The organism is Arthrobacter sp. B2a2-09 (assembly GCF_027587375.1).
Taxonomy (GTDB): Bacteria; Actinomycetota; Actinomycetes; order Actinomycetales; family Micrococcaceae; genus Arthrobacter.
Map to the genome: position 1 here is coordinate 15903 of NZ_JAMXIC010000032.1, position 23162 is coordinate 39064.

Sequence of the window (23162 nt, forward strand, 5' to 3'; positions counted from 1 at the left end):
CAGGTGGGGCTATGGCGCCGGGTCCGGGAGCTCCAGGACCGCGAAGCGGGACTTGTCGCCGACGCAGAAATTCCGCTCGAAAGCCGCTTGACGGTCGGCGCGAGCTTGCGCCGCCTCGCGGGTAGGGAAGTCCTCTTGATTGAGGACTATCGCCCGCTCGCCCTCCAGGGGGACGCCGCGAGGCTCGATCATGACGGCGATAAAGCCGCTCATGACGCCGTTACCGGCTTCGAGATCCCAGCGGGGCGCGAGAGCGCCGGACCAGGGAAAGAGGCCGCCTTCGAGACTTCCTTCGGCCAGCGGTAGGCCGAGAGGCACGAGGCGATCTTCCCGGAGCGGCGGGCGCCCATATGGGGGAGGATCTCCGCCATAATGGCCGCCGCCCGGACTCCGGAGATCTCCGTATGCCAGGTGGGCTGATTCGGGGCCGGACGAAGCGAGAGCCGGATCGAGGCGTCCATGAGGGAGGCCGCGCGGCCGACGACGTCGCGGTCTGTCATGCCCAGGCGGATACGCGGATACTTCCCACGATGGGCGTCGAAGGAGCCCTCGCCCTCCAGGAGTCCGGCGAGCCAGAGGAGATCCTCTCGTGAGCCGTGGACGGCCTTCGGTGTCACTTGCTTATCTCCTCGTACTTGTAGTTACGGACGTTCGTAGCCTCGCGCTCGACGTCGTCACGGCCGGGAGTGTCGTCCCAGTGTGAGAAGCCCTTCAGGGCCTCGATCGCCGCCTGGCGGTCGCCGTCCTGGAAGTCGCCCAGGGCGTAGCTACTGCCGTCGCCGAAGTACGTACACGAGCAACCGGACTCGGAGAGCCAGAAGAAGCGCCGGGCGTCGGGCTTGTAGTAGACCGCGATAGCGCCCCACTCCCAGCCGCCAGCGTGGAGGCTGGCGACCGGGACGAGGCCCTCAGATTCGATCAGGGCGTGGAGTCTCACGACTAGGCTCCCGTCCGCTGGGCGCGGGGAGTCCGGCGCTTCGGGCCGCTCTCGAAGCCTTCAGCCGGGCCGGAGAAGATCTCTCGGCCGACGATCGTCCCCTTGATCTCCTTCTCGTAGCGGAAGACCTCGCGAAGGTGAAGGAAGACGTCGAACATAGCTTCGTCGCAGCGGACAGGGACCAGCTTCCAGCCTTCGGGTCGGATGTGAAGGACGGCGCCGCCGTCGGCTTCAGGCATAGGGACTCGGCCGCCGTCCGCCCGGATAATCGAGTCCGCGAAGCGGTACGCCGCAAGCTGGATCCCGACTTCTTCGTGAATCCCAGAGCGGGTCGTCTTGTTGTCGATCCAGACTCGCTCGCCCTGGATCGTCGCGAAGGCGTCGAAGCTACCGGCGTAGCCGTGCTTGTCGCTCCAGACCGTCTCTTCCATGAAGTGGTACTCAGGCTGGGCGACGTCCAGGAACTCGCTGAAGTGCCGGACGAAAGGCTCCAGGTCCGGATGGACGCGGCCGACGGACTCATTCCGGGCGAGCTTCTCGAAGAGGTCGTGAGCGGCGGTTCCGATATCGGCGGCCTTGCGGGTCGTGCGATCCGGCGCCTTCTTCAGGTGATCGACGGCGGCCGACGGGTCGCGCAGGACCATATTGACGAGCGTTCCGGGGTCGGCGACTGCCTCTTCGGCGACCATCTTCGCGGCCCAGTAGCGGAGGAACTCCTTCGGGAGCATCCCGACTACAGAAGTAACGCCGGGGACCTTGATCGCGCCGTCTTCGGGGCTGACATAGAAGCGGGCTCCGCCGCGTTTGATTGTGTTTACTTTGGGTGTCGTCACGAGGACGGCCTCCTTCAGTCGTTCGTATGGGGACGAAGGAGGAGAGGGCCGGAGCGGCCGGTTTGCTCAGGGAATAACAAAGCCCCAGGAGGATTTCCTGGGGCTGTGACGAAGTGACGGCTCTAGCGTCACTTCGCTTTAGTTGTTAAGAGAGAGAGATCCTAGAGAGTAAATACAAAGTGACGTTCATTCCGTCACTTTGTCACTCAAAGATCACTTCCGGCGTGAGCTCGCTACGGCGTGGAGATCGTGTAAACGATCTTGAAGGCTCTCTAAAGACTCGCGGATCTTCTTCCGCGTCGCCGCGTCCTGCCCGGCGACCGCCTCTAGCGGGATACGTGCGACCGCCGCCTCCATCATTCCGACGGCGACCTGCATATCGTTGGCGTCCGTGATCTCAGCGCCCCCGTTACCGAAGAAATTGAGGACCTCGCTATGACGTCCGCGCTTCTCTACGGAGCGTTGCTTCGGGCTCGACGAGCGGAGGCCCAAGCCCTCGATCGTGTCGGCGTCCATCCGCTCGCGGACGATATTCCCGACGTGGTAGCGGATCGCCGCCTGGACAGTAGGGAGCTCCTCGGCTTGGACGCTAGCAAGGCGCATAGTCTCGCGGACCCATGTCCGGTAAGCGTGTGTCCTTCCCAGCCAGTCCGGCTCGCCCTGGGGTGTGAAGAAGTGCTCGCGGGCGTCGACAAAAGCGGTCGCGACGGCGCGGAGGTTACTGGTCCGTTCGCCTTCGGGGCCGGATCTATAGGCTCGGAGTGAATTAATAGCAACGATCTGAGCATCGTTTAGGGAAGTCATGTAGTGACAATACGCCACGCGCGGCGCCTCACGCTAGATTCTGGACAAAAAGAAAGGCCCGTCACTCTTCGAGTGTCGAAGAGCAACGGGCCTTTGAATTAGGGGGAGGTCTTTCCAGCGGAGAAATTAGCCAGAAAGACGCCGCCGAAGTGGCAGCTTAGAGCGGTGAAGTCGTCGAGGGTAGAGGCGTTATAAAACGTCATGTCCTCGCAATATTCGTCGAGCGAAGTCTCGCATTGATGGGCGGGACCGGTCGGCTCCTGGGAGGGCCGGACGATCCGGACGACGATCCCGCCGAGCTCGCGGATCTTGTCGGCTTCGTTGGGGAATCGAACGTCGGTCACGACGACGGGGCCGTCGGTCGCCTGGATCTTCTCGACGGCCATGCGGACCCAGAAGCCTTCGTCGAGCTTGCGGATCGAGTCCGTCCCGAACGCTTCCAGAATCCGTCGCACTTCGGGGACATAGTCCTTAGCGGCCTCCCAGCCGATCGTCTCGATCACGTCCGAGAGGCGGACGTCCTTCTGAGGCGCAAGCTGGCCGGGGAGCGCCGGTCGACCGACAAAGGGGTCGAGAGCGAGCGCGGCCTGGCGAAGCGGGTCGGCGAAGGCAACGCGGGTAAAGCCGTGAGCCTCGATCAAGGCGGCGCCGAAGGTGTCTTTGCCGGAGCGCTTCTTGCCGATAAGGCCGACGATAGGGGCTGAAGTCATTTGAGGATCTCCTCTTTCATTTGGGTTAGGACGAGTGAGGAGAGGACCAGGAAGCGCGGGACTGCTCAGGGCAAAAAGAAAAGCCCCTCGGCCGGAGCCGAGGGGCGTATCTAGTAATCTCGCCCTATGGACTTTCTTGCGGTCGTAGGGGGCTGGATCGGGGCGGCGCTCAGCGTTCTCAGCGCGTTTTGGCAATGGATCGCGCTAGGCGTCGTGCTGGCCGTGGTTGGGCTAGTTGTTCGCCGGGTTGAGAAGCGGTGGGACGAGCACAAAGCTGCTGAGCGGATTCGCAAGGCCGAGCGTGAGAAGGCCGCAGCGAGCGAGAAGAAGGCTCGGGACTGGAGCGACTTCCTTCGCCTGGAGACAGGGCGAAATATGACCCGCTGGCACGTCACTAAAGACGAAAGCGATCCGTATGTATGGGTGCTGACTAACGGATGGCGGGATCAGGCTAGGCACGTGTGCGTCGGCGTATATCCGGACGGCCTAAATAAGGCCGACAACCTCTCGTTTGAAGTAGGCCACGTGGAAAGCCTGGGCGAAGTCCGCGTGCGAATAAGCGATCCCGCCCAGGCCGAAAGTACCTTTTTTGCCCTCTCTTGGAGCGACACCTCGCCGACGGAACAATTCCAGACGTTGTCGCTGGCGGGCGCCGTCCAGCGTTAAGCCGTCGGCGCCCCGCGCGGCTCGACGCTATGCGGCGTGCTTCGGACCGTCGGGATTAGGGAGGACCGGATCGGCGACCGGAGTCACCTTTCCGCGACTCCAGACGACGAGAACTGCCGTCCCGACGAGATCGACCGCGCCGCCGATCGCCGTCTCCGCCTCCTGGGCGATCGGGAAGACTCCCAGGACAACCAGGGCGTGCAGTAGGGCGGTCACGGCGGCGACGATCGCGCCACGGACTAAGAGAGGCTCGCGAGTGAGCATAGGTGGCCTTTCGGTTAGAGGTTGATCCGCTGGCCTGGGAAGATCAGGTTCGGATTGATTCCGGGGTTACGCCGGAGGACGTGGTCCAGCGAGACGCCGAACTGGACAGCGATCCCGCCCAGGGTGTCGTTTGCCTCGACGATGCAATAGGGCGGCAGGCCGGACGGGGCCGCCTTCGGGAGCTCGATCCGCTGGCCGGGGAAGATCAAGTTCGGGTTGATCCCAGGGTTAGCGGCGATCAGGGCCGGGAGGGAGACGCCGAACTGGACGGCGATCCCGCCCAGGGTGTCGTTAGCCTCGACGATGCAATACGGCGGGAGCCCAGCCGGAGCCGGAGCCGGGGCGGGCTTCGGCGCTGGAGCCGGAGCGGCGGAGCCCAGGGCGCGAGCCTCACGGTCGACGCGGGCGAGATCCCAAATGCCGGGACAAGCGGTAGCGCTCCACTCGCGGTGAGCCTTCAGGGGAAGTCCGGCGCCGTAGTTGTCCCGAAGGAACTTCACGAGCCAGGCCACGGTCGCATAGTCGCCGTCCGTCGCTTCAGGGTGACACTCGATGTGGATCGAGGTTGCGTTCCCGTAGGCGTTGCCAGCCGCCCAGGCGGCGTCGGCGGGGGAGACGAGGCAGTGAATCCGGCCTTCAGAGACGACGAAATGAGCGCTCGTGTTGCGGTTGCGGTTCACGAAGAAGTCGACGACTCCGTCGTGAGTCTGGCCGAAACTTCCCCAGTGGTGAATTGTGATCGACTCGATCCGGCGAGGCGTGCCGCCGAAGGTGGCAGCGACGTCGCCCGCTGCTGTGAACTCAGTGTCATTGAGGGATTCGTCGATGTAGTACAAGCGTGCTCCTTCTGTTTTCGGGCATGAAAAAGGCCCCGCCGTGACGACGGGGCCTCCTTCGAGGGTGTTAGTTGATGATTCGGTCTAGGAACGGGATCACGGCAAGGGCCAGGAGAGCGGCGCCGGAGACGGTCGCCCAGAGACCGCGAGGCGACACAGTCGGCCGGGCCTCCAGGGCGCGGATCCGGTCCTCGTGGTCGTCGACCTCCTTCGCCGTCGCCTTGATGTCCGCGCCGTGCTGAGTCAGGGCCACGTCGACCTTGCCCTCTAGGCGTGTAAACGCGAGGAGGAGCGAAGTCTCGGCCGACGCCGAGCTCGGGGCCTCCGTGGTGTTGTGAATGATCGTCTCGGGCACTTGGGCCTTCCGGAAGTTGTAGGAGAGTATGGCGCCCGGTGAAAGGCGCCCTACGTGACTGGCTAAGTCTGGTTACGTCCCATGTCGCGCAGGACCAGGCGGCGGGTGGAGACAGCGATAGCGCCAGTTCCAACGGCTCGGGCGGCGCACGCCTTCAGGTTGTACGTTCCCGAGGTCGGCGCTTGCCACGCATAGCGGGCGGTATCGGTCTTACCGGACGCGGCGAGGGGGGCGGTCCAGTAGGTTTGAGAGTTTTCTACGTCCGTCCCGTTTGAGGATAGGTCGCCGGTAGAGCTCTGCCGCAGGGCGATTGCAATCGGGATGTTAGTAGCGGACACGCTCGAAGTGAACGTATACGTCGCTTCGTACCATCGGCCCGCTTCGAGGTCGGCGACTACATGGTCCATCATCAGCCAAGTACCGTCGCTTACGTTGTTTGCTCCGTTGTTGTAGTTGCGCTTCAGGACCCCTCGCGGCGACGGCTCAGCAAGCCTCCAGAGAGATCCCGTCCACTCTTCGAGCGTGCCGTTAGTGTCCAGGCGCTTTACCTGTGCGTCAGGAGCGGTAATCTCGTCGCGCTCCGAGGCGTTGCGGACGGGGATCGGCGCGCCGCGAAGGGCGGTGTAGCGCCACACCTGAGTGATCGTTACCTTCGCGTCGGCAGCATTGGCCGCGCCCGCCTGGACGAGGGCCTCGGCGAGGACGTAGGCCCCGGCTGGAAGGTCAGCGTAAGGCTTCGTCGGGCTAGCTGCAGCGGTGCCCTTCCAGACGGCGAGCGAGGCAGTGTTGACGGCGTCGCCCTTGTCGAGATCGCTCTGTTTTACGTAGATCAGGTCGTAACGGGAGCCAGTGCCGGGCGCCGCGTCGGTCGCGACGTTGCTCGTGCCGGTTAGGGTGAACATGTAGACGCCCTCATTCGCCGCCCGGTTGACTACCGGAGTGCAGGGCCCGACGTTGTAGCTCATGCTCGACGCCGAGCCGGTCACGAGGCTGGCGACCTTCTGGTCTAGCAGACCGTTTCGCGGGGCGCCCAGGGCATTCTCGGCGACCATTGAGGCCAGCACGAGCCGGCCCTCGATCGGGGTCGTCCCAACGTTGCCGTTGTTTCGGATAAAGAGGCCGCGGTTAGCGGTCATTCGGGGCTCCTTCTGGGAGTGCGATCGTGTACGGCGTCGGCGGAGGCGCGACGGCGGGGGCGCCGCTCGCGGAGACGCGGGGAGTCACTGGCCGGGGCGGTGGACGGTAGCTAGAGTCAAGCGCCGAAACGGCAGCTTCGAGGGCCTCGATCCTGGCGTCCTGGGCCTTGACGACGTCGAGGAGGGCAACCGAGAGGAGGTCGTACCGGATACCGTCGATCTCGCTCTCGTACCACTGGACGATCTCGGGCACGTTCTCGGCGACCTGCTCAGCGATCAGGCCGTACTCGCTCGTGGCGCCTCGAATCAGATTCGGCGGCCCGATCAGACGATCTCCGGTTTCGGATTCTGACGGATAGACGAGCTCGTCGTTTCGGTCATAGATCACGGGCTGAAGTGCCAGCACGTCGGCGGCGTCGGCGTCATGCGCCACGATGTTGCGCTTATACCGGGCCGATGAAGTGTTGCGGCCAAACTGATTGCCCGCGCCGTTGCCTACCCAGACCGCGTAAAAGCTCGTACCGGGAACGTTTTGGTTGTATGCCTGCCACGAGCCTTGCGCGAGAGTCGCTTCGGGGACCACGCCGGAGATTTGGTTGCCGGTGTGCGTGTGGCCGGACGGCGCATAGGTCGCGGGCTTGTTTGAGATATTGCCCCAGTCGACGTTTCCGCCGCCGACTTGGACCCAAGAGCCGTTGTATTTGACCTCGACGCCGTAGGACCCTGGCTTCGAGTTGCTCAGTGGGCCGAAGCGGGCCACGGCCGCGCCGGAGTCGTCATAAGCGACGACCGCGCCGTCCGTGGTGTTGATTGAGACGCGGGTCCCGCCGTCGCTATCCAGGACGCGGAGGCCGTCCCCTCCGGAGATTGAGGCGTTGCGGAGGGTCGCCCCGCGTTCGAGCGTAGCGACCTGGCCTTTCAGCGCCTTTATCTCCGCCATGAGGGCGGCCAGAGGGTCGGACTCGACCGCTCGACGTGGGATGCCGTCAAGATCCATTAGAGCCTCCCTTGAATAGGTGCGACGGTGAGTTTTACGGTTTCGGTGTGATCGCCGTCGACCGCCATAATGCGGACGCGATAGGCGCCCTTCTCGATCAGCGGGTGGCCTGGGCCGACGTTGATCTGAGCCCACTCGCCGGGAAGGTACTGCCCCAGACGGGGGCGTTGGTCGGCGCGGACTTGAAGACTCCATTGATCCCAGGGAGCCAGGGAGTCGGCGACGAGGCGATCGGCGACGGCGCCGAGAATGGTCATGTCCTCGACGTCCTTAGCGGCAATGTCCGTCTCCGTCCAGGGGAAGCCGAGGTCGACGACTGACGTGTTGGTCTGCCAGGCCAGGAACATGTTTTGCTCCTGGCCGTTACCGGGGACCCAGGCGCGGGCGGCCATGCCGGTTGCGTCGCGCTTGACGCCGAGCTTCACGACTCCGGACCCGTCGACGGCGGTATCCCATATCCAGTCGGGGCCAGGCTGGACTAGGAGAGGCTGGGCCGGGGTGCCGGTCTCCAGTACCCACTCGACGACCGTCGGGTCGTCGCCCTTGAACTGAGGCCGGAAACGAATATCCGGCCCGTTCTGGACTTCGGTCAGTTGCCGGAGCCGTTCGCCGATGTTGCCGAGGTCATAGCCCATGTAGTTGCGCTCTGAGGTTCCGGCGACAAGCGGCGGAAGAACAATGTTCAGCGCTCCGGCGTTAGATCCGTCAGGGCGTGTAAACGGGTTGTTCTGAATGCTGATTCGAACCAGTTCGCGGGCGATCGAGCCGAGCGAAAGATTCGCCAGCCGGATCTTCGAGGCCCCAGGGGCGACCCATCCGTTAGCGGCCGCCCCCGCCCAGAAGGCCGGAGCGTCTTTAGCCGCGCCGGGAGAATTGCCCTGGAGCGCCTTCCTCACGTCGAAGATGGACCATAGGCCGGACGCCGTCAGGGCCAGCTCCTCTTTGTCCGCGTCGTAGTCCTGTTGCCAGATCGGACCGCATTCAAGAATCTGCCCGTCGTAGGAGATCCCAACGCTCTGACGGAGCGCCATAGTCGCCATTCGGACGTCGAGGTTCCGGAGCTCTTTCGCCGTGATCTTTAGCGAGACTTGCAGAGGGCCAGGGCCATTTAGCCGCATTCCCCAGGAGACTTTCGAGGGCGGGAAGAACGCCGTTACCTTGCCGGTGACGGTGTTGCATAGAAAGGCTTGGTAGCCGGTGTTCTCTACCACCATGCGGGACTCATTTCTAGGGTTAGCGAGGCGTTGGCATTGCCTGGGGACTCGAAGAGGTAGGTCTGTCGGGTCCGGCCTGGGAGGCAGGTCCACTCGCGGCGAGTCAGGTACGCCGAGCGATCGGCGTAGCCGTCCAGAAGGACGGAGCCGTCGGAGGCGTCGATTACGAGGGTCTGGCCCGCCGCGACCGTTCCGGAGTAGACCAGGCGTGCGCCGGAGGTTGGCTCAGTGATCGTGAAGCCTGGGGCGTAGCCTGAGACCTTGAAGAGCGGCGCCGTATCGGCCGTACCGGCGTTTTCAAGCGTCACGGTGCCAGGCGTACCGGCCTCGCCGAAGTCGAGGACTCCGGCCGTCGCGCCCGCGAAGAGGTCGAACGCGAGCCCGCCGCCTGGGGCGGCCGCCAGGGTCGAAGCCGCAGCGGGGACGCCGTACTTACGAGGGTCAGGGGCGACCATGTCGACGACGAAGATAATGTCGACGTTGCCGTCCCAGTCGACCGTCGGCTTTCCGGTGAGGTAGACAGTCGCCGTGCGGCGGCCGAGATCCGCGTCGTCGACAACGAAAGTTCCGGCCGTCCCGTCCGCGAGAGCGGCGTTGAGGGTGTCTGTCATGTGCGCGGCTTCAGCGCGGGTCTCGCTGAAGATATGCCCGCTCACAGTGATAAGGCGCTCCTCCCGCCAGCCGCGCTCGGAAAATGAACCGTGCGCCCAGAGGCGGTCGGTCCCGTTCCGGCGCGTGCCTGGGGCGGAGTGCCAGCCCTCCAGGCCCGTAAGGACTTGGTTAGTCCCAGGCTGGAGGGCCAGCATTTCGCCGGTCGTGAGCGTCAGAGACGCCGCCGTCGTGGCGAGGGTACTTAGGGCCGTCATTATCGACCGACCCCCGCTCGAAGGAGCTTCCTAGCTGCTAGTTCTGCCACGGTCTCCTCGCTCATAGGTGTGTTGAAGTGGTTTTCTTGGTGGATCGTCGCCGGGCCAGCGTTCCGGCCAGAGCCCGCTAGGGCGCCCTGGATGCCGCCGAGGGTGACTTCCGGCGAACCGAAGGCAGCCGAGGCCGGGATATTCGCCAGGGCCGCGACGGAGTCCTCGACCTTCCCGTGCATGTCCTGGATGCCCAGGACCAGGCCCTCGCCGATGTTCACGCCGAAGCCACGGAAGACGCGGGACGGGGAGTGAATGCCCAGGAGGTCCTTGAAGACGCCGACGATCGGGCCTGGGACGAGCGAAAGGATCGCCCGGCCAATTGCGCCCATCATTGAGCCGATACCGTCGATCAAGCCCTGGATGATGTTCTGGCCGACGCTCCAGAGAGCAGACCCGGCGCCAGCGAGGGCGCCAGTGATCTTGCCCAGGAGGCCGCCGAAGACGCCGATCACGTTCCCGATCGCTCCAGAGACGCCGCCAGTGATCCCGCTCCAGACGCCGCCCAGGAAGGACAGGACGCCGGAGAAGATCGTCCGGAAAAGGGTGGAGACGATATTCAGCCCGGCGCCGATCACGGAGCCGACGAGGCCGATCGCGCCGGAGATCAGAGAGCCGATCAGATTCCAGACGCCGGAGAGGATCGTAAGGATCCCATTCCAGACCTGGCGCCAGTTCCCGGAGATCAGGCCGGTAACGACCTGGATCACTCCCTGGACGATTTGCATTGCCGCCTGGATGATCGGGACCAGGGCGCCGAAGACGGTCGAGACGACCGGCAGGAGCGCCTGGATGATCGGGATCAAGAGAGATCCGAGCATCGAGATCAGCGGGGCGACGGCCGTAAGGATCTGCCCGACGACCGGGACTACGGCCATGAAAATGGAGATCAGCGGCGGGAGGGCCGTAGTGACCATTTGGACGATGATCGGGATCAACTGGACGAAGACGTTAGCAACGGCCGTAATGATCGGGACCAGGCCAGCGGCGAGCGTCGGGATCAGGCTCGCGATAACCGTTATGAGGTTTCCGAAGAACGGCGCGAGTGAGACGACGGCGTCGCCCAGCACGGAGAGGACGCTTTGGAGTCCGCCACCGAGCGCAGACTGGAGAGCCGGGGACGTCGAGATCAAGCTCACCAGGGCACCGACAACGAGGCCGACGGGGCCGGTGATTCCGGAGAACAGTCCGCCGACCATGGGCAGCTTGGAGAGCAGAGGACCGAGCGCCCCCATTGCGCCGCCGATTGCAGGGGCAAGGAGGCTTTGCAGCTTGCCGAAGGAGTCGGCGAAGGCGTCATGAACGCGACGAGCAAAAAGCCCGACGCGCTCCAGGGCCCCGGCCAGGCCGGACGAGGTAACGTCGTCGCCGCCAGCCTTGAACGCGGCGACTAGCGCCGTGATCCCTCCGGAGACTTCCTTCATGCTCGCGGCGAAGTGGTCGCCAAACTCGACAATCTTCGGCGAGACTTTCGCGACGAAGTTCTGGCCCATTTCGGTTGCGAAGGGCTTGATGATCGCCGTAGTCGAATCGACCATTTTCTGGATGGTTCCGAAGACGGTCTTCATGATGGGGAAGAAGCCGCCGAGTAGGGCCATGCCGAAGTTGCTAAACGCCGCCTTCATGTTGGCGAGGGCGCCCTTTGTGGTGTCGCCGGACTTCAGCGCAGCGCCGCCCAGGCCGTGCTCCATAGCGTTTGCGAAGGTCTCGAAGTCGACCTTGCCGTCGGAGGCCATTTTGGAGGCTTCGGCGGCAGTGACGCCGAGCTCCTTCGCGACCATCTGAAGGATGGGCACACCCGCGTCTTGAAGCTGCGCAATGACGTCGCCCTGAAGCTTGCCGGACGCGGCGACCTTGTTAAAGATCGAGCCCATTGAGGCCATATCCGTACCGGCGATCGTCGCGGCGTCGGCGGTGAGCTTCAGGACGCGGGTAAGCTCCTGGCCTGGCTTGATGCCAGCGGCAACCGCGCCAGCGGAGACGCCAGCTGCTTCGCCTAGGCCGAAAGCCGTTCCCTTTACCGAAGCCAGGGCGTTATCCATGATGGATTTGACGGCCGTCGTGCTGTGGCCGAGGCCGGTTAGCTTGGCGGTCGCGTCTTCTAGCTGGAGGGCCTTATTGATACCGCCCTTGACGGCCATTCCGCCGACGAGCCCGCCGACGATGCCGACGGCCCCCGCAACGATTCCGCCGATCTTGCCCACGGCGCCTCCGAAGGAGGAGATCAGGCCCTTCGAGGCTTTGTCGCCGGAGCTCGCAACGGCCGGGGCTACTTCGTTATTGAGCGAGCTACTGAAACCCTTGGCCGACGGGATGATGGTTAGTGTCGCGTAGCCGACATTCGACACGCTGGGGCTCCTTACTGGTCGGGAGGTCCTCCTTTGAGCTCGCGCTGGCGCTCTAGGGCGCGACGGAGCTCGGCGTATCGAGAGGACTTCTGGGGCTTGGGACGGGCCGGGTGAGGCTCGCCCGTAAAGGCGTGAAAGAGGTCGGCCAGAAGGAAGGCTTGGACGTCCCATCCGTTATCCGGAGTCGAGTAACGGCGCACGAGAGAGGACTCGGGCGGGAGGTTCGCGACGAGGACGGAGAGACGACGGAGCGAGAGCTCGCCGCGCCAGTAGTCCGCGAGGTCGACGCGATAGAAGCGGAGGAGGTCAGCTTCTACGGCGTCGGACGCCTCACGGAGAAGGGCGACGAGCGCCGCTAGTTTCCCTGGATACCGAGGGCCTTCTGAATCGCCTCGACGAAGGCGTTCACGTCCGCGACCTTCGGCTTAGTGGCCTTGAATGCGGCGTGCTGCTCGACGCCGAGAATGAGCCGCAGGAAGGTTACGATCTTGCCGTCCTCGAAGGCTTCCAGGACTTCGTAGTCCCAATCTTCGGTAGACGTGACGAAGTAGTCGGCGCCGTTGTAGTTGAAGGCGATCTTGTCGCCCAGGGCTTCAGCGGCGATGGGGTTCTTACGTGCGGCCATAGTGGTGTGCTCCTAGCGCGGATGGAGTGAAAGAGTGAAGGGTGCGCGGGGTGTGTAAACGGGAGGGCGCCCCCGCGCGGAACGCCCTCCCGTAAGTCGCTTACGCGGTTGCCGGGTCGCTCTCTACGGTCGTGTAGAGGGTGTTGTCGGCCTCCGGGAAGATCAGGACTGTGATCTCGTAGACCGTCGGATCGCTCTCGGATTCCGTAATGTCGGCGATCTCGGAGACTTCGGCGTGCTTGACGATCCGGCGCTTGATCTTGTCGCCGTCGCGGACCTCAAAGCCGATCGCGAAGCTCTTCCGCGTGGGGATCTTAATCTTGCCCTTGCGGACGCCAGAGGTCGTCGAGCGGGTCGAGCCAGGATTGACGAGGCCGAAGGTCACGTCGTTATCCTCCAGGGCCACAAACTTGATGCTTCGCTTGTGCTTCGAGCTCGTGCGCCGGAAGAGGACGCCACCCCAGGCGTAATGCTCGCTCGTGTCCTGATCGCGAGTTTCGGTGAAGCCGCTAGCGCCATCCAGGAGGCCAGCGACCTTCCAGTCGGCGCCCCAGGCGGTCGAGACGTCGTCAGGTCCGGCCGTGTCGACCGGGGCGATAAATACGTCGGCGCCCTGCCAGAGAGCCGTGTTGTCTGCGTTTCCTGCCATGAGGTCGCGCTCCTATCTGTTAGTTCAGTTGACGAGGCCGGAGCCGCGCCGAGACGGTGAAGAATGAGAGGGGGAGGCCCGTATCCGTGTCGCCCGTCGGGAGGGGGCCGGAGATCGCCGAGCAACCGCGGATCTCCTTCGAGTTGCCCGCCAAGAGGAGGGCCTCGCAGAGTCCGGCCAGGTCCTCGCCTAGTCCCTCGTCGCGGTGCCAGACGAGGACGCGGATAGTCGCGCGGCCGTTGAGTTGCGAGTTGCGGAAGCGGCCGTCGGATCGGACCTGGATATAGGGAAGAGAGCGGCGCTCGTCGGCTCCTGGAAGATCGCGCGTGGAGACGGTCGCGCCGAGCGCGTAGGACTCAGCGCGGGTCGCCAGGGCGGCCCTCAGCAAGTCGCGGACGGCTTTTTGCGGGTCTGGGAAAGTGATGATCGCTTCCACTAGCCGACCGCCTTCCGCGACTTGAGCTCCAGGCCAGCGGCAGTCGCAGCGCGGGCTAGATAGCCGTGCTTGGCCTCCATTGCGGCGCCCATTGAGGAGCCGAGCCGAATGTCGACGGCGGGGCGAGGAGAGAGCTTGGCGCCGGAGGCCGTGCGGTGCTCGACCTCGACGCGGACAAGCGCTTGCTTCGAGGTCGTTGGAGCGCCAACGTTCGCCGCGACGGCTTCGCCCAGGGTGTGAATCGCCTGGGTTACTTCGGGGCCCTGGAGGAGAGCCCCGATGCCCTTGTGATCGAGCCGGATCTTAGCCATGCAATCCCTCCACTCGGCGGACGTATGCGGACGTGTAAACACTCATTGCCAGGCCACGGCGGACCTCGGGCTTACCGTCGATCCGCCAGACTTCGCCGTCCGCCTCGATCCGGTCCTCGGCCGTCAGAGAGACGGCGCTAGGGACGAAGAGACGCCGGACATTGCGAAGCGTGTCGCCGCTCGGGCGCTCGGTCTCCGATTCGGCAACGCCGACCGCGACGCGCTGGAGCTCCGCGCCGCGAAGGCGGAAGCGTGCCGGAGGGTCCCAGGTCTTTACGGGATCGCCGTAAGAGTCCTCGCCCTCCGTCGGCCGGAGCCGGTAGATAGCCTGTTGGCCGGGGCGTGTGATGTTCAGAAGCATCTAGCCGCCCCCAAACGCGCTAGGGGTCCGGACAGTGCCGACGAAGCCGCCCTTCCGGCCAGTCGCGGCTCGGCGCACCTGGGCGACCTCTCGGGCCGTGAGGTAGACGCCGGACGATTCCGAGATCCCGATCGTGTGCTCGCCGAGAGTCTCTTGGTTCACGCCCTGGGGATTCTCAAACTCGCGACGGGCGGCCTTCAGGACGACTAGCCGGACGACCTTCGGAGCGTCGAGCTCCCAGGTCGCCGCCTTGGTCGCGGAGACCTCGGCCAGGGCGAGAGTGGTCGCGTCGTCGAGGGCATCTTCGGCGCGTGCTTTGTCTTCGTCCTGGAGACTGCCAGCCGGGAGCCCCAGCCGGCTCTCCAGCGCGCTAATAGGCGGGGGAAGGGGTAAAGACATAGGGCCTCCTCTCAGAGACGCTCAGAGCGACGAAGGGCGCCCCGCGAAGGGCGCCCTACGTAACTGGCCGGACTAGTTTCCGGCGACGGTGTCCAGGTGCAGGATGCCGCCGTTAGCGATCTCCTCGACCTTCACTTCGCGAGTGTCGTAATCGCGCGTCACGCGGAAAGTCGGGAGGATCGCGATCCCGGAGAAGGTGCTCACGAAGGAGCGGTCGACGGTGGAGTCGATCAGGTAGTCCCGCAGGTAGCGGAGGGAGAAGCCCTTCTCAGCCACGGTCGCGCCGAACTTCGCGCCAGGAGAGGTCACAGGCGCGCGAGTCGCCAGAGTGACGGCGTCGCGGTGGAAGGCCAGGATCTCGTCGTCCGGGACGCGGAGGGACTCGACTACGTCGAAGCCGCGCACGCGACCGACGCCGCCTTCGCGGAGAGCCGCCGTGGAGCCGGACTGGCTCACGTCCTCCAGGGCCTTCGCGTCCATGAGGTTCGCGTAAACCTCAGCGCCGACCATCATCTTCAGGCCGTTCACGGCGACGCCGTTCTTCCGCAGCGCCTTCCGGACCTGGGTGAAGTAGGCCGTCGGATTGGCCTTGTCATAGACCACGCCAGCGAGGGCGGTCACAGGGACGCTCAGGAGCTTCTTCGCCAGCTTGTGCTCGATGGAGTCGACGACCGCTTCAGCCTGGGGCTTCAGGACCTGGGCGGAGAAGTCCGTCAGGTTCAGCGTGAGGTCCGCTTCGGAGAGGGACACGGCGGAGTAATCGTGGGCCTTGTCCAGGTTCAGAGTGACGCTGGATTCGGCGATCTCGTCCAAGACGATCTTGCTCGTCTTGTCGTCGATATCGCGCTCACGAGCGATCAAGGTCGTCGGGATCTTGATCGCGATCGGCGCGCCGCCCTTGCCGCCGCCCATGAGATCCTGCTCGAAGTTGCGGGATACCAGGCCGGAGAGGAAAGCCTCTTCGTTCGCCAGGTTGGCGAGGACGCGAGCGGCTTCGGCCGGAGTGTAGAAGTCGTTAGCCATAGTGCGATTACCTTTCGGTTAGTCCCAGGAGGGGACGGGGAGGGTTGGTTAGAAGGTGGAAGCGGCGCGGGCCGCCTGGGCGATCGCGGCAGGATCGAAGGGGACCTTGTCGTCGCCGCCGTGGCCGGGCGTCAGGGAGAGATCGGGCTCCGGCTTCGCGGGAAGGCCGCTCTGCTCCTGCTTCTGCTCTTCCTGCTCTTCGCCGAGCTTCTGCTCTTCCTGGCCGGGAGCGGGATCGCCTTCTGGCTTCTTCCCGCCGCCGATAGCGGCCAGGCGTTCGGCCTTCGCGCGGACGGCTTCTTCGTCGTCTCCGGTGAGGAGATCCTCGAAGCCTTCCAAGGCCGGGAAGTCGCGGAGGACCTTCGCCAGGGTGAGCTCGTGCTCAGCCTTCGCGGCTCGTGTCTCGGCGGCTTCGGCGCGGGTCCGGAGCTCCTTCAGGCCGTCGGACTCTCCAGCTTCGAGCTCCTGGCTCTTCTGCTTCAGAGTGGCGACTTCGCCCTTCAGGTCCTCCTTCTCCGTGCGGAGATTCTGGACGAGAGTCCAGGCTCGCTCAGCGTCGAAGTCGTCGCCCCAGGGCGGGGAGGCGGGCTTCTGCTCTTCGGTGCTTGCCTGGCTTGCGTCCTTGGCTGTGTCTGCCATGTGTAAACGTCCTCCTGGGACGGGTCACGCCGGAGGACCTGCCTCCAGGCGTAGTAATGGATAGGGGTTACGCGGCGAGCCGGAGAGGCTTCGCCGGGGTCATATTCAAGGCCGACTCCGGATCATTCCGGGCGGTCTTCAGGATCGAGCGCCACTCATTGAGCGTCAGCGTCGAGCCCTCCGGGCGCTCCGGGTCGTCGGTGCCTTTCCAAAGGCGATTCAGGGCGAGCGCGTCCTTACTCCAGCCGCGATCCTTCTCGCCTTTGAAGACGAGCCGGATGCCGCAGCCGCAGCGGTCATGCGATCGGAAGTAGACGGTCGCTTCGGTGTAGACCGGGCCGCGCGAGACGAGCATCGCGCAGAAGGCGCAAGTCGAGCCGTCCGAGACGCGAGCCCAGGCCGCGACGTTGGGATCTCGGCGGCCAGCCTGGACGAGCATTTCTCGTCCGGCGTCGAGCATGATCCTCTTACCGGCCGCGATCGTCGCCGCGAGGCCAGCCTGGCGCGCGAGCTCCAGCGGGACGCCCCTCGCGATCTGCTGTTTCACCAGGACCGGGCCAGTCACGCGGAGCGACGTCGCGACCGCCTCGCGATTCATAGGCGAAGCCTCGACGTCCAGGCCGACGGGCCGGAAGCCCGCCTCCGTCGCCGCTCTCATGTAATAGCGGCGGGCCAGGACGTCAGACGCCGCCCGCCCCAGGCCGAGTACCCTTTCGGCGGCGGCCAGGTAGACCGGGAAGGACTGGTCGAGGCGAGAGGGGTCGATCGTTCGGCGGTAAACCTCAGCGAGGAGACGCTGGACGTCGGCGGTTAGCTTGACCTGCTGGATTCGGTGAGTCTCCGAGAGGGCGAAACCTTCCATCCTTACGCTCCAGCCGGAACCGGGGGCGCGATCGCCGTCTGGCGCTGGAAGTCGCCGACCAGGGCGCCCAGGACGTCGCCGGAGTCGCGGAGACCCTTCCAGCGGATAACGTCCGTGTCGGTCACTCCGGGGATCTTCTCCCAGAGGGCCTCGACGGGAACCTGGAGCGTAGTGGCGATCTTGCCCAGGGCGTCGACCGTGGAAGCCAGCGAGCGGGCCTCTGTGTCGCGCCAGCGGACTTGAGCGCCAGCGTCGGCGGCGGAGAGATCTCCCGCAGCCTGGGCGGCCAGGTGGAAAGACATTTCCCACGACTCGCCGAAGAGGGTCTCGTATTCGGAGATCTTCCGCTGAGTCGAGGCTTCCATCTGGGCGAGCGCGTCGGCGGAGAGGTTCACGAGATCGCCGGTAAGGATATTCGGGCTTACCTGGGAGACGGCCGCCAGAGTCCGGACGGTCGACTCATAGGCCGACATATGCCCGGAGAGGTCCGTCTGGGCGAAGTCGCCGAAGCGGGCGCCCTCTGAGTCGGCGACCCAAAGGCGATCGACGGCGGCCTGGAATGGCTCGACGGCGTTACCCTCGTCGTCTTCAGGGACCGCGAGGCCAGTCGCCCAGCGTTGCCGGAAGCTCGCATACTGGAGCGCGATCAGTGTCGCGAAGACGACCTCGTTTACGCGGTCCTGGAGATTGATAACCGGCCTGATGATCCCGACGGCTTCGTCGTCGAGACGGTCGCGGAAGCGGACAAAAGGCGTCACGCCCAGGCCGTGATCCTCGACCTTCGAGAGGACCCATTTCCCGGAGTCCTTCGGAAGGGCGAACGTGTAACGGCTCTTCTTGTCGAAGAGCTCGACCAGGCGGGCGCCGTCGATCGTGGTCCCTCGACGGCGGAGGGCGATCTCCGGGAAGTCGTCGTCCTCGTCGCGATACCAGGCGGCAGAGCGCAGCGGGGATAGCGGCTTCATCTGGGGAACGTTCCTGGCGCCGACACGGCCAGGAAGAATCAGGTTGTAACTCGTCCCGTAGTCGAGCGCGCCACGGTGGACGATGCTCTGGCGGGCGTCGAGCTTGTTCTCCTGCCAGTAACTCCAGGCGGTGAGGTTATCGCTCGACTTCGCCGGGCGGTAGCCGTCGACGAAGAGGCCCTTCGCGTAAGTATCCGAGAGGAGCGGCGTCCAGTTTGTGATCGCGCGCTTCGCTAGGTGCTTGTACTCAGCCTTCGCGCCGCGTGGCATATAAGGGTCGTCGTGTTCGCCCTTCAGATAGCGTCGAACCTTGCCGAGGCGGCCCTGGATAGGTTCGAGATCGTGGGCGAGTAGTCCGTCGAGGCGCTCGACGAGGGCGGCGTCTACGGCCATAGGAGGCCCTCCTTCGGGCGTAGTTGGAATGGGTGAATCAGAAGCCCATGAGGCGGCCAGGGGCGCGCCGGTGCTTCTTCAAGCCGCCCTCCGCGAGGACGCGGGAGCGGGCCATGCGGGCGAGGATCAGGGAGGCGAGGGCGTCGACCTTCTTAGGCGACTCGCGCGTCTCCTTACCGAAGCTCACGCCCCAGCGGTTAGGCCGACGGCGGGCGTTCAGGACGTGGCGGGTGAGGATCTCCTCCGCCCTGGCGCCGCGAGCGGGGCCAGCGAGGAGCTCGTGAGCTCTCCAGGGGAGCGTCGAGTCCGTGATCGCGCGGTGAGTAACCTCGACGCCGCGAGTGGTGTCCATCTGATGCCCGCGCATATCCCAGCCGATCGCGTGGCGAGTCGTCGCCTTGACGATCAGCTTCTCGCCGTACTTGTCGCGCCAGTCGTCGATATCGGTCTCCCAGTAGGCGACGTCACTAAAGAACGCGACGACGTCCAGGGTCGAGAAGACGTGATCGACGAGATCCCGGACTTGCTCCTTCGGGACCGCCCAGCCGCTTCCGGCCGGGCCTTCCGGTCTCTCCCAGATACCCAGGAGGAAGACGGCGCCGTCCTCGACGCGACAAGCGACGAGCGCCGTCGAGTCGTCAGTCAGCGAGCCGTCGAAGCCCAGGGCGACGACGTCGCCCTTCTTCCTGGCGCCAGGCTCGCCGAAGCGGAGCGGGGCCAGGTCGTCGCGGCGATTCTTCATCCATTCGGGCGGAGCGATCCAGGAGTCGGCGGCGGCGACGATCTGATTGAGGTAGAAGCGCCGGGCCTCTTCGGGCGGCGTATCCGGGTCGTACACTTCGGAAAGGATGCGCTCCAGGTCGACCCAGGAGGCGTCGCCGTAGGCGGCCTTCAGGCCAGCCAGGACGGCGGCTTCGTCGGCGAGGTCGATCCCGTCCGGCGCTTGCCGCGTGTCGTAGAGGATGCCCTTCGAGCGGGTCCGGCCCTCGACGATCGCGCGCCAGGCGAGATAGGACGCCTCCGCGACCGACTCCTGGCCGGGCTCGTGAGCGTTAGTCGTCTCGATCACGCGGGCGGCGCCGTCGCGGGACTTCGCCAGGTTACGGCGAACAACTCGCGCGAGCTTCTGGCCGCCGTTGCTCTTCGTCCAGTGGTGAGTCTCGTCCATAATCGCGAAGGAAGGACGGGCGCCTTCCTGGGAAGACGACGAGGCAGTGATCGGGACGATCTTCCCGCCGCCAGGCAGGAGGATACGAGTCATACCGACGTCGAGGCCCAGGTCGTCGACTAGGGTGGAGTCCTCGCACATGGCGCGGATCGCGGCGAACGTGTTTTCGGTCTGAGTCTCAGAGACGCCAGCGATCACAATCCAGGGCATAGGGTGTGAGATCGCGCGGGGCTCGCCGAAGGAGTCCCAGCCGGAGAAGCGGACGGGGCCGCAAAGCTCAGCGAGAGCGAGGGCGCCCAGGAAGGGCGACTTTCCCCAGCCTTTCGCGCGCCGGAGGACGCCACGGCGAAACTCAAACTTGCCGCCAGCGTCCAGGGCGTACCACCAGAGAATGAAATTGCACTGCTCGCGCGTGAAGACGAAGGGCTCGCCCGCCTCGTCGCCGTCAGGCTGGAGGAGGCTGGATTCAGCCCAGGCGATCACGCCCCAGCCGAGAGTCTTCACGGAGCCGTCGAGCGGGAAAGGCTCGACGCTCACTTCGGCGGTTACGGCGGGAGCGAGGGCGGTCATTTGTCGCCTCTCATGCGGGCCATGACGTCCTCGCGGGACGTGACGGCGTGAAGTTGGACGACCTCCGCCTCGCCCTGGGCTTCGGCCTCGACCCGGATCTTCGCGCGGAGGCGATCGACGTAGGTCGCGCCGAGACGCTCTTCGTTAAGACGGATCTCGGAGAGCGCAGCGGCGGACGGCCGACGGAAGTAGGCGTCGACGATCGGCGCCAGGAGGAGGAGGCGGCGCCAGTCGGTGTTAGTGAAGAGGGACGCCTGGGGAGCGACGCGCCAGTCGAGGTACCAGGCGTGAGTCTCGTCGCTGAAGGGGCCGACGAGCTCAGGCCCGCGGATCTCGCCGTCCTGGGAGACGGAGACGACGTCGGACTGGCGGCGGCGAGTGTCTCGCTCGCGCTGATGATGTTCCTTGGGGGCGGGGCCTCGACCGGCCATAACGGCGCCTCCTTCCAGGGGCTAGAGCGTGTAAACGTCCCAGCCGTTGCGGAAGGCCAGGTCTGCCAGGTCGCCGGGAGTGACGTCCTGGGGCTGGCGACCGTCGGCGAAGGCGTCGAAGCCCGCCCGGCGCCAGGAGAGGTCGATTAGCTGGGAGCAAATGAGAGATCCGGGCCGATCGAGCTCGCGGGAGAGCCAGGGAGTCCGGAGGCCCAGTCGGGCCAGGCCGACGAGGACCAGGCCACGCCGGGAGTAGGGCGTCCCGACGAGCTCGTCGGCGATCGCCGCGATCCTGGCGCGATGGGCGTCGGTCATGGGCGGCGAGACGACGACGTCGCCCTCGAAAGTGTTCGGCTCCCAGACGGCGCCGTCAGATTCGGCGGAAAGGGAGCGGCCGGACTCGTCGACGACGAGGCGGGCGTGGTTGTAGCGGCCTCCAGAGACGGAAGCAACGACGGAGCCCCAGAGACCAGTCGGGGACTCCAGGATGAAGTCGCCTGGGCGCAAGGGAGGACCTCCTGGGGAGCGCTGACAAAAGCCAGGCGGTTTGTTGAGGGCCTCCGGCGCCCTGGGCGGGCGGGAGGCTAGCTATTTGAAAAAAGCCCCAGACTCGCGCGCACAGGGAGACGCTATGCCTCACCGGGCGAGGCCGAGTGGGGTGGGGAGGGCCTCCCCCCAGGGTCCAGAGACAGGGGAGGGGCTAGAGCATTCCGGGGTGTGCCTCGGGCTCACGAGTCTGTCGAGCTCGCGGACGACGAGCTGCGACGCCTTCAGCCGAGGACTTCCTAGCGTGATGCCAGCGGCAAAGTGCTTGAAGATTCTCCAGCGAGTGATCGTCGCCGGGCTCGATGTGATCGGCTTGATTCGCTGGCGCTCCGCACATGACGCCGAGAGAGTCACGGGCCTGGCACATGTAGCCGTCACGCCGGAGGACCCGGACGCGCCGCGTGCTCCAGTCCGCAGGTAGTCGCGCCTTGCGGTCGCTGGATTCCCAGGCCATGAGCGGCGCTCCTTCCAGGTCGTCGGCGGGCAGAGGGGAGGGGGTACAAAGAAGCCCCCTGGGGTCGACCTCGAAAGGGACCAGGGGGCTAGGCCAGGGAGCCGGGGGCTCGGAACCTGGCAGTAGGGAAGAGTGTCGAGGGCATGACAAAGCCCTCCTCTCGACGCCCGCCCCCAGCATGTATAAGGGGCTCGCGGGCGGAAGAGAGGAGGGCTCGGGTTTTTTCCCTCTGATTGAGTAGAGGACCGGAGTCGTTAACGCGAGGCCCGTCTCAGAGAGTGACACTCGCGGCACCAGGGAGAGAGGCCGTCGGGCCGCTGGCCGTCGCGTGTAAACGCGCTCAGCGGCTTCTCCTCCTGGCACTTCGAGCAAGTCTTACCGGAGTGCCGGAGGCGCCAGGAGAGACGCGCGAGGGCGGCCTCCTGGAAGCCCTGGAGCTCGGCCTCGCCGACATACTTCGAGGCGACGAGCTCCAGGCCCTCACTAATAGACCGGGTCGAAGTCACAAGATCCGGCCTCCTTGTGCGCCGCGCTCGCCGGACAGAAGGGATCGAAGACGATAATCAAGCGGAATGTCTTCGAGACCGGCACCTTCAGACACGAGCAAGGCGGACGATCGTAGTCTTCCTTCGTGGCTTGCTTAGTCACGCCGGACTCCGATCACGACGTCATTCGACGCCTTCGGGATCACGACGATCCCGACGTTGCCGTTGATGTTCAGGCCCTCCGCACAGGTCCGGACGCGGACGACGTCCTCCTCGCCGTAGCCGATACGGAACTGGATCATGCCGCCCTTCGGGAGGTTGATCGGGACGGAACCGTAAGGGTCCGCGTGAGTGTCCGTATCGGCCGGGCCGAAGACGCTCTCGCGGAGATCGTCCCGCTCGTCCTCGGCGCGGTCGAGGCGTCGTCGGAGATCCGCGAGCTCAGCTTGAGCCCACTTCGGGAGGCGTGATTCTTTCATTGCGTCGGCCATAGAGTGCCGTCCTCTCGGTAGGGGATATAGACACGAGAGGAGAGGGCCAGGAGGGGCCGGCTTGCTCACCAGGCACGACAAAGCCCCCGGAAGATCCAGGGGGCTTGACGAGCGAGGGCTACTTACGGACCGAGACTGTCGCGTCCTCGCCGTTGCGCTCGACGAGGCGGGGGCCGCCAGATCCAGCCGACCGTGATGTGCTTACCGCCGTGATCGCCGATCCGCTTGCACGAGGAGAAGCCCCCGCTGTGTACCAAAGGATATTTTCCTTGTTCAAAAGTGGCTGTTTGGCCTAATGTCATCTGCCCGCTCACGGGAATCGGAGGAACTTGGGAGA

At 65.2% G+C, this 23162-nt stretch carries 31 protein-coding genes; 3 read left to right on the forward strand and 28 right to left on the reverse strand.

Annotated features, from left to right (window positions below):
• Positions 1–9 precede the first annotated feature (9 nt).
• From NFJ07_RS22945 to NFJ07_RS22970, 6 genes are all read right to left on the reverse strand, one after another.
• Positions 10–213 (reverse strand): hypothetical protein, encoded by a 204-nt coding sequence (locus NFJ07_RS22945; RefSeq protein WP_269998106.1) that lies wholly within the window; start codon positions 211–213, stop codon positions 10–12.
• A complete protein-coding gene (locus tag NFJ07_RS22950) occupies positions 210–617 on the reverse strand; it encodes a hypothetical protein (RefSeq protein WP_269998108.1) in 408 nt (135 codons plus the stop codon). The genes NFJ07_RS22945 and NFJ07_RS22950 overlap by 4 nt, the downstream gene beginning before the upstream one ends.
• Positions 614–937 (reverse strand): DUF7574 domain-containing protein, encoded by a 324-nt coding sequence (locus tag NFJ07_RS22955; RefSeq protein WP_269998110.1) that lies wholly within the window; start codon positions 935–937, stop codon positions 614–616. Before NFJ07_RS22955 ends, NFJ07_RS22950 begins: the two co-directional genes overlap by 4 nt.
• Positions 938–939: 2 nt before the next feature.
• Positions 940–1770 carry a hypothetical protein gene (locus tag NFJ07_RS22960; protein ID WP_269998112.1) on the reverse strand — a complete coding sequence of 277 codons (831 nt, stop codon included), beginning with the start codon at positions 1768–1770 and terminating at the stop codon, positions 940–942.
• A 213-nt stretch (positions 1771–1983) separates the two neighbouring features.
• Positions 1984–2574, reverse strand: a complete 591-nt coding sequence (locus tag NFJ07_RS22965; RefSeq protein WP_269998114.1) for a hypothetical protein — start codon at positions 2572–2574, stop codon at positions 1984–1986.
• A gap of 98 nt (positions 2575–2672) precedes the next feature.
• A complete protein-coding gene (locus tag NFJ07_RS22970; RefSeq protein ID WP_269998116.1) occupies positions 2673–3284 on the reverse strand; it encodes a deoxynucleotide monophosphate kinase family protein in 612 nt (203 codons plus the stop codon).
• A gap of 126 nt (positions 3285–3410) precedes the next feature.
• Here NFJ07_RS22970 and NFJ07_RS22975 point away from each other — a divergent pair, with 126 nt between their 5' ends.
• Positions 3411–3950 (forward strand): hypothetical protein, encoded by a 540-nt coding sequence (locus tag NFJ07_RS22975; protein ID WP_269998118.1) that lies wholly within the window; start codon positions 3411–3413, stop codon positions 3948–3950.
• Between the two features lie 27 nt (positions 3951–3977).
• Here NFJ07_RS22975 and NFJ07_RS22980 read toward each other — a convergent pair whose 3' ends face one another.
• From NFJ07_RS22980 to NFJ07_RS23015, 8 genes are all read right to left on the reverse strand, one after another.
• Entirely contained in the window at positions 3978–4214 is a 237-nt protein-coding gene (locus NFJ07_RS22980; RefSeq protein ID WP_269998120.1) for a hypothetical protein, read from the reverse strand.
• A 14-nt stretch (positions 4215–4228) separates the two neighbouring features.
• Complete coding sequence (locus tag NFJ07_RS22985; protein ID WP_269998122.1) at positions 4229–5050, reverse strand: LysM peptidoglycan-binding domain-containing protein; 822 nt, start codon at positions 5048–5050, stop codon at positions 4229–4231.
• 67 nt (positions 5051–5117) lie between these two features.
• Complete coding sequence (locus NFJ07_RS22990) at positions 5118–5405, reverse strand: hypothetical protein (RefSeq protein WP_269998124.1); 288 nt, start codon at positions 5403–5405, stop codon at positions 5118–5120.
• 62 nt (positions 5406–5467) lie between these two features.
• On the reverse strand, positions 5468–6541 hold the full coding sequence (locus tag NFJ07_RS22995; RefSeq protein ID WP_269998126.1) for a hypothetical protein: 1074 nt from the start codon (positions 6539–6541) through the stop codon (positions 5468–5470).
• On the reverse strand, positions 6531–7538 hold the full coding sequence (locus NFJ07_RS23000; protein ID WP_269998128.1) for a tail fiber domain-containing protein: 1008 nt from the start codon (positions 7536–7538) through the stop codon (positions 6531–6533). Before NFJ07_RS23000 ends, NFJ07_RS22995 begins: the two co-directional genes overlap by 11 nt.
• Positions 7538–8752 carry a hypothetical protein gene (locus NFJ07_RS23005; protein WP_269998130.1) on the reverse strand — a complete coding sequence of 405 codons (1215 nt, stop codon included), beginning with the start codon at positions 8750–8752 and terminating at the stop codon, positions 7538–7540. Before NFJ07_RS23005 ends, NFJ07_RS23000 begins: the two co-directional genes overlap by 1 nt.
• Positions 8743–9618: a phage distal tail protein gene (locus tag NFJ07_RS23010; protein ID WP_269998132.1), complete on the reverse strand. Its 876-nt coding sequence runs from the start codon at positions 9616–9618 to the stop codon at positions 8743–8745. The genes NFJ07_RS23005 and NFJ07_RS23010 overlap by 10 nt, the downstream gene beginning before the upstream one ends.
• Positions 9618–12017, reverse strand: a complete 2400-nt coding sequence (locus NFJ07_RS23015; protein WP_269998134.1) for a phage tail protein — start codon at positions 12015–12017, stop codon at positions 9618–9620. Before NFJ07_RS23015 ends, NFJ07_RS23010 begins: the two co-directional genes overlap by 1 nt.
• A gap of 110 nt (positions 12018–12127) precedes the next feature.
• Here NFJ07_RS23015 and NFJ07_RS23020 point away from each other — a divergent pair, with 110 nt between their 5' ends.
• Entirely contained in the window at positions 12128–12376 is a 249-nt protein-coding gene (locus NFJ07_RS23020; protein WP_269998135.1) for a hypothetical protein, read from the forward strand.
• Here NFJ07_RS23020 and NFJ07_RS23025 read toward each other — a convergent pair.
• The 13 genes from NFJ07_RS23025 to NFJ07_RS23085 all read right to left on the reverse strand — a co-directional run bounded on the left by NFJ07_RS23025 (position 12373) and on the right by NFJ07_RS23085 (position 21356).
• On the reverse strand, positions 12373–12642 hold the full coding sequence (locus tag NFJ07_RS23025) for a hypothetical protein (protein ID WP_269998137.1): 270 nt from the start codon (positions 12640–12642) through the stop codon (positions 12373–12375). The two genes, NFJ07_RS23020 and NFJ07_RS23025, sit on opposite strands and share 4 nt — an antisense overlap.
• Before the next feature lie 100 nt (positions 12643–12742).
• Positions 12743–13291, reverse strand: a complete 549-nt coding sequence (locus NFJ07_RS23030; RefSeq protein ID WP_269998139.1) for a phage tail tube protein — start codon at positions 13289–13291, stop codon at positions 12743–12745.
• A 19-nt stretch (positions 13292–13310) separates the two neighbouring features.
• The gene (locus tag NFJ07_RS23035; RefSeq protein ID WP_269998141.1) at positions 13311–13727 is read right to left on the reverse strand and encodes a hypothetical protein; all 417 of its coding nucleotides are present in this window, start codon (positions 13725–13727) and stop codon (positions 13311–13313) included.
• Positions 13727–14038: a hypothetical protein gene (locus tag NFJ07_RS23040; RefSeq protein WP_269998143.1), complete on the reverse strand. Its 312-nt coding sequence runs from the start codon at positions 14036–14038 to the stop codon at positions 13727–13729. Before NFJ07_RS23040 ends, NFJ07_RS23035 begins: the two co-directional genes overlap by 1 nt.
• The gene (locus NFJ07_RS23045) at positions 14031–14399 is read right to left on the reverse strand and encodes a hypothetical protein (RefSeq protein ID WP_269998145.1); all 369 of its coding nucleotides are present in this window, start codon (positions 14397–14399) and stop codon (positions 14031–14033) included. The genes NFJ07_RS23040 and NFJ07_RS23045 overlap by 8 nt, the downstream gene beginning before the upstream one ends.
• A complete protein-coding gene (locus tag NFJ07_RS23050; RefSeq protein ID WP_269998147.1) occupies positions 14400–14798 on the reverse strand; it encodes a hypothetical protein in 399 nt (132 codons plus the stop codon).
• 72 nt (positions 14799–14870) lie between these two features.
• Positions 14871–15821: a P22 phage major capsid protein family protein gene (locus tag NFJ07_RS23055; protein ID WP_269998149.1), complete on the reverse strand. Its 951-nt coding sequence runs from the start codon at positions 15819–15821 to the stop codon at positions 14871–14873.
• A gap of 48 nt (positions 15822–15869) precedes the next feature.
• Positions 15870–16460 (reverse strand): hypothetical protein, encoded by a 591-nt coding sequence (locus tag NFJ07_RS23060; protein WP_269998150.1) that lies wholly within the window; start codon positions 16458–16460, stop codon positions 15870–15872.
• A 67-nt stretch (positions 16461–16527) separates the two neighbouring features.
• Positions 16528–17322, reverse strand: a complete 795-nt coding sequence (locus NFJ07_RS23065) for a VG15 protein (RefSeq protein WP_269998151.1) — start codon at positions 17320–17322, stop codon at positions 16528–16530.
• 2 nt (positions 17323–17324) lie between these two features.
• Positions 17325–18680 carry a phage portal protein gene (locus NFJ07_RS23070; protein WP_269998152.1) on the reverse strand — a complete coding sequence of 452 codons (1356 nt, stop codon included), beginning with the start codon at positions 18678–18680 and terminating at the stop codon, positions 17325–17327.
• Positions 18681–18717: 37 nt separating this feature from the next.
• Complete coding sequence (locus NFJ07_RS23075; protein WP_269998154.1) at positions 18718–20418, reverse strand: terminase large subunit; 1701 nt, start codon at positions 20416–20418, stop codon at positions 18718–18720.
• Complete coding sequence (locus NFJ07_RS23080) at positions 20415–20849, reverse strand: phage terminase small subunit (RefSeq protein ID WP_269998156.1); 435 nt, start codon at positions 20847–20849, stop codon at positions 20415–20417. Before NFJ07_RS23080 ends, NFJ07_RS23075 begins: the two co-directional genes overlap by 4 nt.
• A 21-nt stretch (positions 20850–20870) precedes the next feature.
• Entirely contained in the window at positions 20871–21356 is a 486-nt protein-coding gene (locus NFJ07_RS23085) for a hypothetical protein (RefSeq protein ID WP_269998157.1), read from the reverse strand.
• 286 nt (positions 21357–21642) lie between these two features.
• On the opposite strand from NFJ07_RS23085, the gene NFJ07_RS23090 reads away from it, so the two are divergent.
• Entirely contained in the window at positions 21643–21816 is a 174-nt protein-coding gene (locus NFJ07_RS23090) for a hypothetical protein (RefSeq protein ID WP_269998158.1), read from the forward strand.
• A 673-nt stretch (positions 21817–22489) separates the two neighbouring features.
• Here NFJ07_RS23090 and NFJ07_RS23095 read toward each other — a convergent pair.
• A complete protein-coding gene (locus tag NFJ07_RS23095; RefSeq protein WP_269998159.1) occupies positions 22490–22813 on the reverse strand; it encodes a DUF7239 family protein in 324 nt (107 codons plus the stop codon).
• Positions 22814–23162: the final 349 nt, after the last annotated feature.